General features: G+C 31.0%; 11 protein-coding genes. 7 read left to right on the forward strand and 4 right to left on the reverse strand.

All coding sequences use genetic code 11. The features are described from left to right. Nucleotides 1-2,610 (forward strand): HsdR family type I site-specific deoxyribonuclease (locus tag Q0505_RS07135; protein WP_299210634.1); only part of this gene is annotated, 2,610 nt, incomplete at its 5' end. A 31-nt stretch (nt 2,611-2,641) separates the two neighbouring features. Further along, complete coding sequence (locus tag Q0505_RS07140; RefSeq protein WP_299210636.1) at nt 2,642-3,001, forward strand: hypothetical protein; 360 nt, start codon at nt 2,642-2,644, stop codon at nt 2,999-3,001. Nucleotides 3,002-3,270: 269 nt separating this feature from the next. Here Q0505_RS07140 and Q0505_RS07145 read toward each other — a convergent pair whose 3' ends face one another. From Q0505_RS07145 to Q0505_RS07155, 3 genes are all read right to left on the reverse strand, one after another. Further along, nucleotides 3,271-3,705, reverse strand: coding sequence for a JAB domain-containing protein (locus tag Q0505_RS07145; protein ID WP_299210638.1), 435 nt, complete (start codon nt 3,703-3,705; stop codon nt 3,271-3,273). A gap of 462 nt (nt 3,706-4,167) precedes the next feature. Next, the gene (locus Q0505_RS07150; protein ID WP_299210640.1) at nt 4,168-5,085 is read right to left on the reverse strand and encodes an HNH endonuclease; all 918 of its coding nucleotides are present in this window, start codon (nt 5,083-5,085) and stop codon (nt 4,168-4,170) included. 243 nt (nt 5,086-5,328) lie between these two features. Then, nucleotides 5,329-5,772: a hypothetical protein gene (locus Q0505_RS07155; protein WP_299210642.1), complete on the reverse strand. Its 444-nt coding sequence runs from the start codon at nt 5,770-5,772 to the stop codon at nt 5,329-5,331. Nucleotides 5,773-6,259: 487 nt separating this feature from the next. Here Q0505_RS07155 and Q0505_RS07160 point away from each other — a divergent pair, with 487 nt between their 5' ends. Together Q0505_RS07160 and Q0505_RS07165 are read left to right on the forward strand one after the other, a co-directional pair. Continuing rightward, on the forward strand, nt 6,260-6,430 hold the full coding sequence (locus Q0505_RS07160) for a hypothetical protein (protein ID WP_299210644.1): 171 nt from the start codon (nt 6,260-6,262) through the stop codon (nt 6,428-6,430). Between the two features lie 379 nt (nt 6,431-6,809). Then, entirely contained in the window at nt 6,810-7,037 is a 228-nt protein-coding gene (locus Q0505_RS07165; protein WP_299210646.1) for a hypothetical protein, read from the forward strand. A gap of 59 nt (nt 7,038-7,096) precedes the next feature. Here Q0505_RS07165 and Q0505_RS07170 read toward each other — a convergent pair whose 3' ends face one another. After that, the gene (locus tag Q0505_RS07170; protein WP_299210648.1) at nt 7,097-8,335 is read right to left on the reverse strand and encodes an NAD(P)/FAD-dependent oxidoreductase; all 1,239 of its coding nucleotides are present in this window, start codon (nt 8,333-8,335) and stop codon (nt 7,097-7,099) included. A gap of 132 nt (nt 8,336-8,467) precedes the next feature. Between Q0505_RS07170 and Q0505_RS07175 the strand changes: the two genes are divergently transcribed. The 3 genes from Q0505_RS07175 to Q0505_RS07185 all read left to right on the forward strand — a co-directional run. Next, nucleotides 8,468-8,878: a 6-carboxytetrahydropterin synthase gene (locus Q0505_RS07175; RefSeq protein WP_299210650.1), complete on the forward strand. Its 411-nt coding sequence runs from the start codon at nt 8,468-8,470 to the stop codon at nt 8,876-8,878. Beyond that, nucleotides 8,841-9,542: a GTP cyclohydrolase I FolE gene (gene folE, locus Q0505_RS07180; protein ID WP_299210652.1), complete on the forward strand. Its 702-nt coding sequence runs from the start codon at nt 8,841-8,843 to the stop codon at nt 9,540-9,542. Before Q0505_RS07175 ends, folE begins: the two co-directional genes overlap by 38 nt. Nucleotides 9,543-9,549: 7 nt before the next feature. Continuing rightward, on the forward strand, nt 9,550-9,999 hold a 450-nt coding region (locus Q0505_RS07185; RefSeq protein WP_299210654.1), incomplete at its 3' end, for a glutathione peroxidase.

Genomic DNA, 9,999 nt, shown 5'->3' on the forward strand with positions numbered 1-9,999 from the left:
TTATTGAAGTATAATGCCTTTTCGGTCATCTCCGATGGTGTCAATACCAAAGCCGGGTCTATTTATGCGCCCAGAGAATTTTGGTATGCCTGGCGCAGAACCAATGGCTTGGCAAGTGAGGTAGATGGCATTGATGCTTTATTTACCATGATAGAGGGTATGCTTGCACCGAATCGCTTGCTCGATATCATTCACAATTTCATTTATATACCCGACCAATCTACCAAAGACGAAAAAATTGTTTGTCGTTATCCGCAGTATTATGCTGCAACAAAACTATTGGAAAATATAAAGTTGCATCAAAAACCAGAGGGAGATGGTAAAGGTGGTACCTACTTTGGAGCAACAGGCTGTGGAAAGAGCTACACGATGTTGTTTTTGTCAAGACTATTAATGCGAAGTAAACATTTTAAAAGTCCAACATTAATTATTATAACAGACAGAACTGATTTAGATGATCAATTATCCTCTCAATTTACGAATGCCAAGGGTTTTATAGGAGATAATAATATCGTTAGTGTAGAAAGCCGAAAAGAGTTAAAAGAATTACTTAGAGGACGAAAAAGCGGGGGTGTATTTTTAACTACCATACATAAGTTTACGGAAGATCTAGAAATTTTAACCAAAAGGACTAATGTGATTTGTATTTCAGACGAAGCGCATAGAAGTCAAATTAATTTAGATCAAAAAGTCACAGTATCCGAAGATGGTGTAAAAAAAACATATGGCTTTGCTAAATATTTACACGATTCTTTACCAAATGCAACTTATGTTGGGTTCACAGGCACCCCAATAGATGCGACTTTAAATGTGTTTGGAGACATCATAGATTCCTACACTATGACCGAATCTGAAAAAGATGAGATTACAGTTCGCATTGTGTATGAAGGCCGTGCAGCCAAAGTAGTTTTAAAAAATAAAAAGCTATATGAAATAGAAGAGTATTATAGACTATGCGCAGAAGAAGGTGCCAATGATTATCAAATAGAAGAAAGTAAAAAGGCATCTGCCAATATGAATGCCATCATTGGCGATCCAGATCGACTAAAGGCAATTGCCGTAGATTTTGTTAAACACTATGAAACGAGAATAGAAGAAGGCGCAACCCTAAAAGGTAAAGCCTTATTTGTTTGCAGCTCGAGACCAATAGCATTCAATCTATATCAAGAAATTATTGCTTTACGCCCAGAATGGACAGAAGTTAAAGCGTTTGAAGAAGGTTCTACCTTAACCGAAAAAGAAATAAAGGAAATAAAACCTATGGAGCGCATTAAAATGATAATGACGCGAGGTAAAGATGACCCAAAAGAAATGTATGATTTGTTGGGTACCAAAGACGATAGAAAAGAATTAGACCGACAATTTAAAAATGAAAAGTCAAACTTTAAGATAGCCATTGTAGTAGATATGTGGCTCACTGGTTTTGACGTGCCCTTTTTAGATACGATGTACATAGATAAACCTATACAGCAACACAATTTGATTCAAACCATCTCTAGAGTTAACCGTAAATATAAGTCTAAAGAAAAGGGGTTAGTAGTCGATTATATTGGGTTCAAAAAACAAATGAATTTAGCTCTAAAACAGTATTCTGCTATTGATGGACAGAATTTTGAAGATATTGAAACATCTATAGTTGTAATAAAGGATCAATTGGATTTATTAGCAAAACTATTTCACAGGTTTGATGCTTCAGATTATTTTTCTGAAACTGGTTTAAAACAATTAGAGTGCTTAAATAATGGTGCAGAATATGTACAGCTAACCAAAAACATTGAAACCCGTTTCATGAATATTGTAAAGCGTTTAAAGGCTGCTTATGATATTTGTTGTGGTACAGATGCTTTTACAGAAAATCAAAAAGATCATATCCATTTTTATTTAGCTATCCGCTCCATTGTATTTAAACTCACAAAAGGGAATGCACCAGATACAGCACAAATGAATGCCAGGGTTAGAGAACTCATCAAACAAGCATTACAAAGTGATGGCGTAGAAGAAATTTTTAAGTTAGGCGAGAATAAGAGTACTGAAATTGATATTTTTGATGAGTCTTATTTGGCGAAAATTGAAAAAATTAAGCTGCCAAATACTAAAATAAAACTTTTGCAACAACTGTTATTAAGGGCAATTGATGAGTTAAAGAAGACAAACAAAAAACAAGGAATAGATTTTTCTAAAAAATTTAAAAGCCTTGTCGACAAATACAACGAACGTAAAGAATCTGATATTTTGCAGAGTAATGTATTGGAAGATTTTACAGATGAAATCATAGATTTATACCACGAATTAAAAAAAGAAAAATCTTCTTTTAAAGACATGGGAATTGATTTTGAAGAAAAAGCTTTTTATGATATTTTAAAAGCCATAGCTCATAAATATGATTTTGATTACCCTGAAGATAAATTAATTCATCTAGCCAAGGAAGTTAAAAAAGTAGTAGATGATAAAGCAAGATATACCGACTGGAATCAAAGAGATGATATTAAAGCAGAACTAAAAGTTGATCTTATCATACTATTAGCAGAAAATGATTATCCACCAATAACCAAAGATGAGGTGTTTAAAGAAATTTTTGAACAGGCTGAGAATTTTAAAAAATATAACTAGAGATTAAAACTTAGACTATACTTCATTTAAAATGAATAAACAGGATTTAGTAGGTACGTTTAGTATCATTGGAAGTAATCAAGATGCAGAAGGAGGAAATTATAAGGGACCATTAAGCTTAACCTTAGACGAAAACAAAAGGATTATTGCTGAATGGCTTATTAATGAGAATCAAACTCAATTGGGAACTGGTTTTTTTAAAGATAATATCCTGATACTTAATTTTAAGTACCAAAATGAAAAAGGTGCTATTTACAAAGGAGTTGCTGTTTATAAATGTATCACTAAAGATCTGTTAGATGGTTTTTGGTCAGAAAAACACGGAAACCCTCTTTATCTCGGAGAAGAACGTTGTTTTAGAGTAGGTGTTCAAAAGGAAATGTCTAATTGAAAATTAAACATAGTGTAAAAATATAATATTGAAGCTATTTTTATTACTGTAGCATAGATTAATATTTATTAATTCTTAAAATCACCCCACTCCTACCCCTAATTAGTAACAATTTTGGCAACTATATAAAAGTTTTGGAAAAATAAGCAGTTCTAAATTGGGGAAGCTTACAAATGTTTCTAGCATATTTTCTGCCCCTTCTACTACTTTTTTAATACGTTCTAAGCTTTTATTTATTGTAATTTAATTTTGATAATAGTAAAAAGGACTTATTTATTTTTTATGCTTGTGTACTCTTTGTCTTCGCTTATAATTATGTGATCTAATAACTTAATTCCTAATACAGTTGCACCTGCTGTTATTAACTGTGTCATTGCTATATCATCTTTACTAGGCGTTATATTTCCCGATGGGTGATTATGGCAAATGATAATCTTTTCGCACTTCTTAGCGACTGCAAAATTAAATACGTCGATAGGTTTAACACTATTTTTATTAAGCGTTCCTATGGTTAAAAGTTCGATGTATTCTATGTTATTGGCAGTACTTAAACCTATAGCCCATAAATATTCTTTCTTACGATGTAACCGATTTTGTCTTAAAAGAATCTTACGCATTATACGCGCTATATCTTTTGTATTAGCTATATGTATATTTTCGTCTTTTGGAAGGCGTACGTTCATCTTAAACAGTTTGTTAATCATTTTTTAGTACTTGTTATTAGTAAGTACCTGAATCAAATTTATTAAAATCCTCTCTTACTAACCTCCAATAGCTTGGAAACTTTTTATCGTCCATAAATTTATAAGCATTTTCAGTTTGGAAAAAACGCCTAATAGGTCTTTTTAAAAGTAAACTATCTATATCTTAGAAACGAAAGTTAATGCATTTTGTGATATATACAGAAAAGTCTTGTTTGAGAAGCCCTTTAAATCAGTGACTATCTATTATCACATAAAAGCACATGAAATGTTTTAAAAAAATAACCTAATAACAAAGAAGTGTAAGTGTTAAGTTGAATGTTATCATTGCCCTTAATTAAAATTAGCGAAATTAACAACTTAATTGTACCTTATTCTATCTAAAGTAGTATAAAATAAGGAAAAAAAGTTTCTGTATCGGGAAGTAACTCTTTTAATAATCTTTTAAAAGAGCCTAATGTATTGTTATATTAAAGGTGATTTTATTTTTTTAAAATTTTTTAAACCAAAATTTGCATCATAAATAGATTTAACTTTGCTTAAACTATCCATATCATAATATGATAACCCAAAATTCCCTTTATTATTTTTTATTACAAAATTTTCAAATACAGGGAATTTCAATTCATTGTAATCCAAATTTTCATCTAATGAATTAAATGGTAAAAAAATTTGAAAAAAATAAAACCCCCATTGAAAAACTAGACTATACTCCGGAGAATTATACTCTTTTTTTCTTTTTAATAAAATAGCAATAGGTTTTACGACTGGTTTTGTTTGAGAATTTAAAAGCATGATATAAGGAATATTACCTTTTATTTTCATATCCTTATTTAATAACCAAGGAATACTAGATTTAAATTTTTGGAAATCACTGGTATTCATTAAAGCTAATCCAAACTTAAATAGACATTTATACACATATAAAGGTATAAATGGAGGTGTTACAGAACTAACTTTAATATTATCATTTTCAATATCAAAAAAATTTCCAATTTCCGAAGTATTCATCACTAAAGTATTATCATTTCGATATTTAATTGAAAATTTTTTATGACCATCAATATATTTAGGATGTGGTTTTTTTCTTTTAATAGGCAAAAACGAATTCTTAAAAGCTCCAAAGTTTTTTAATGCATTTTCATAATAATTTCCAAAAATATGATTACAATTATCACATTCATCATAACAAAACCATTCCTTATTCCCAGTAAACTCTGGAATTAAATGAGCTTTAGACCTAAATCTTTTTTTATTATTAGTTCCACAATATTTACAATTAAAGTACTCTGATTTTTTTGTTTCATAATCAGTCATAGTAATATATTCAGAATAAATTTCTGATATATTTTGAACTTCATAAACCATGCTAATATGCTTCATAATATATGGGGAAGCCTACACTTATTTAGTTATAAGCATCGGGTCTAATTTTGAACTATCGGGTCGATTCCAATATTCCATTAATTTCTTGAAATCATTTGTATCTATATTTTAGAATTCTAATTCAAGATAAAAATCTGTTAATTCATCTAATCCTAATATGAGATAAACATCATAATGATCTTTATCTTCGATAATTATTTAATCTTTTACGTTTTAAAATATTAAAACTGGAACTTTTTATCAATCATATTTTTTAAATTCTTGAAATAATCCAACAATATATTCTTCTACATCTAAGTCTTCTATTTGATCAAAGTCTAATTCTTCAATTTCTAAAGCTCTATTATACCCTACACTTATCATTTTCAGAAAAACTCCATCATCCTTTTTTTCTGGATTTCCTATTATTTCGAGATAATATTGAGCAATATTATGGTTGATGTTTAATTCAATTTCATATTCTAAAAATAAAGGATAATTAGATATTTCTTTTTTTATCTCTTTTATCTCTAAATAACCGTTGTCACTTGGTACAATTGAATTTAAATTAACAATAAAATCATCAATAATCAATTCAATAAATTTTTCTTTAAATAGATTAATTTCTAAAGTTTCTTTAATAAATTGTTGCTCTGCATTTTTATTTTCTTTAATCGTTTCATTAATAAACTCTGATAATTTCATAATTAATTCATTATTAGGATTTCAAATACAATATCTAAATAATTACAGAAATGATGTAAAAAATAAAGAAAAGTTATTAAACTAGTAATCAACATATAATAATTAGAAAACAACTATCATTTATATTGACATAAGAACAACCAAAAGTAAATAAAGTCTCCCACCTTATGTACACCTCACAATGATACAACCCCCATACATATGCGAATAGTTACCTATTGTATTGGGAAGTAAAATCTCTAAACAAAAAACCACATCACTCTAAGATTATACATAATCGCTATTGATTGCTCAGAACAACAATCCATACAATCGTAAGACATTATAGGGAAGCGAGTTACTTTATCAATATTCATGAAAACCGAAATGCATTTCTTTAGGGTCGCTAGCAATGCTCATATCTTTAAATCATACAAAACTAGTTTGTTAGACAGAAACGCTGAATGTCTTTAATTGCTCAGCGTGTGTATAATTTAAATTGATCATTATGTTAAAAAAGATTTCAACAGTAAAAGGAGCTCAGAATTTGAGCGAAACAGCACAAAAACAAATAGCTGGAGGAAGGCCTCCAAGAAACCTTTGCCACTCTGATGCTGAGTGCACGTATCCACAAAGATGTATCGCGTGTATTTGTACAGCTCCAGGGGATCCTGTATAATGTATTATATAGGTAACTAAAAGTTAAAAAGGAAGTCTAAAATAGATAGTTGTATTCAGTCAAATTTATTTTAATAAAATCAAGGAATTGATGTATAAATTTTAGAATGAAGAGCTTCATTATTTTTAGACTCCCTTTTATGTTCTAAATAATCCTTGCTATAAAACAAGAAAAAGCCTCCCATCTCTAGAAGACCTTCTCTCACTAAGTTACAAATATAGAGAATTATTTATGCGTCTTATGCTTCTTTAACAAAACGCTATAAAACTAAATCTAAATAAATGCCATCTTATAGTCATTATCTCATTTATTAATCGTTTAGATTTGTACAATTTAAAATGTTTAACTATTTTTATAAAAAAATAAACAGAAAGAGACCATGGATATTTTACAAGAAGCATCAGCCTTTGAAAGCGCCAAAATGAGTCATATGTCAACCAGTGATCGTGTTGTTGCATCAAGAGAAGCAAAACGTCTAATCCTCGCTATCAACGAGATTTATAAGAAAACAAGAGATTCAGAACTTATGGATGTAATGAAACGACTTACTGCTAAAAAGAAAAAGATAGAAGTTCGATTAAAAGGACGTCCAGATTCACGTATATAAAATTATTTTTGTACAAGTTTTAAGCGCTCCTAACAAATGATAGGAGCGCTTGATATTAATTAAATAGATTCTAAAACGCCCAAAGCTGCTCTCTCACCGGCAATCATTGCTGCATTTAAGGAACCATTGAGCTGTGTATCTCCTGCTAAAAAGATGCTTGATGTTAATCGTGCTTCTGATGGAGCCATCTCATACCGAATGTCCTGTAATTGAGGTAACGCTTTAGGAATCGTATAGCGCTTTATAAATCGACAGGATTCAATACCACAATACTTTTTCAACTCTCCTTCTACCCTACTTATAAGTTCTTCTGTGGACAGTTCATGATCCTTTACAACCGTTACAGACAGCAATTCATGCACTGGCTGTTGACTTGTTGCAATACTTGTATGATAAAAAATATTATTGATCAATGCATCTGGTTCGGGAACAAGACCTATCAGCGGTTTTGAAATCGCTCTGTTTTTGGTTTCAAAATAAAGCGTATCGCAGGATTTCCATGCTATAGCTGTAGTCACTAAATTTTTAACGAGTGTACTTGCATCGGTGGCTATAATTGTAAAATCAGATGGGATAATCTCCCCTGTAGCTAATAAGATTTCTTGCTGTTGTACCGAAGAAACATAGGTATTATATTTGATGGTTGTGTTTTTGAGGTTTTGAAGTAATTGTTTAGGAATGGCTTCTATACCCGCTTTCGGTAGCGCCGCATGACCTTCGCCAAACATTTTATACACAAATTCAAACATTCTACTGGATGTTTCAAGAGCTGATTCTAAAAAGATTCCACTGAAAAAGGGTTTAAAAAAAGTAGTAATCATTTGATGAGAAAAACCAAAGTCTTCCAAGTAGGCTAGGGTCGTTTTCTCTTTATCTGAAAAAATCTCTGGGATGGTTTTCTTTTTTAATTTCGCGTTAAGCGAAAGAACTTTTAATTTGTCTTTTATAGATCCTATTCCAGAAAATAAAGTAGGAAGCAATAGTGATATATTTCTTAGAGGATCTCCTAATATGGACTGCTTACCATTATGAAATATAGAAGCCCCTGGTAGAAACCTTTGTAGTTCTAAAGCCTCAAAATCTAAATACTTCTGTGCTGCTGGATAGGAAGTCAATAGTACTTGAAACCCATGATCTAATTGATAATTATCTATACTATCTGTTTTTACACGCCCGCCTACTCTATCTGTTGCTTCTAAAATGATAGGAAAGAAACCATTATTTTCAAGTACTTGAGCTGCGATTAAACCACTTACTCCTGCACCTACAATATGTATTTTATGATTGTTTTTTTTCATGAATTCTTGTACTGTGTATATGTTGACTGTGTAAAGTTACTAGTTTTAATTTTTGTTTAACAAAATAAATTAAAAATTAAACAAAAATTAAAATACCTTTAACATCTAATAATTTTTACCAAAATAATCATAATGAATAAAACGGCAATTGTACGTTGTGAGCATTTTAATGCCGCTCATAGATTACATAACAAAAATTGGAGTGATGCTAAGAACAAAGAAGTCTTTGGAAAGTGTAACAATCCCAATTATCATGGTCATAATTATGACTTAGAAGTCAAAGTAATTGGGGTATGTGATCCAGAAACGGGGTATGTGATAGACACTAAAATCTTATCAGATCTTATTAAAGATAAAGTCTTAGATAGATTTGATCATAAAAACCTAAACCTAGATACACAAGAATTTAAAGATGTAAATCCTACAGCAGAAAATATTGCTATCGCTATTTATAACCTTTTAGCACCTGAACTCGCTTCAGGTTTAGACTTAAAAATAAAATTATATGAAACACCAAGAAACTATGTTGAATACCCTTGTTAAGGAAAGCGGACTTATTGGTTTCTCTGAAGATGAAATTGGAGATGATCACATATACACAGGTCTAGAAACCCCTATGAGAGCTGACGCTTTTAAGATGACTGATGATGAAAAGAAGGAAAAAATAGCAGTTCTATTCGGTCAAATTATGGATGTGATGGGACTAGACCTTACCGATGATTCTCTTAAAGGAACTCCTAATAGAGTCGCCAAGATGTACATCGAAGAAATATTTTCTGGTCTTAACCCTGCTAATAAACCCAAAGTAGCATTGTTTGATAATAAATATCAATACAATCAAATGCTTGTTGAGAAGAATATCACTTTTTACTCTAATTGTGAACATCACTTTGTTCCTATCATTGGAAAAGCGCACGTCGCATATATTTCTTCTGGAAAGGTTATCGGGCTCTCAAAATTGAATAGAATTGTACAGTATTATGCAAAACGGCCACAGGTACAAGAACGCCTGACCAATCAAATAGCCGAAGATTTGAAAGCCATATTGAATACAGAAGACGTAGCTGTTATTATAGATGCAAAACATTTATGCGTATCTTCTCGTGGCATTAAAGACGATACATCGGCGACTGTTACTTCCTATTATGGAGGGGTATTTAATACATCAACAAAAATCGCAGAATTACAGAATTACTTAAACCAATAAGAGACTTATGAACCTAATTGATAAAGCTAAAACCGCTCCCTCAAAACAAACGACGACTCCATCACTATACGATGTATCTATACATAGTTTAGATGGAAAGCCTATTGATCTTACTGAGTTCAAAGGAAAGAAGTTGTTATTTGTGAACGTAGCTTCAGAATGCGGATTTACAAAACAATATAAAGACCTTCAAAAACTAAGCGATTCCTATCCTGAAAAATTAGTTGTGATAGGTTCCCCTTGCAATCAGTTTGGGAAACAGGAGCCTGGTGATGCCCAAGAAATACAGACTTTTTGTGAACGTAATTTCGGGGTAACCTTCTTGCTTACAGAAAAAATTGATGTTAAAGGAAGCAAACAGCACCCCTTATATAAATGGCTTACATCAAAGGAATTAAATAAAATAAAGAACTCTAGTTATAGCTCTGATTTAGGATTTGGTTTTAGAGCTGTATCA

Origin of the sequence: uncultured Dokdonia sp. (assembly GCF_937910895.1) — a bacterium.
GTDB lineage: Bacteria > Bacteroidota > Bacteroidia > Flavobacteriales > Flavobacteriaceae > Dokdonia.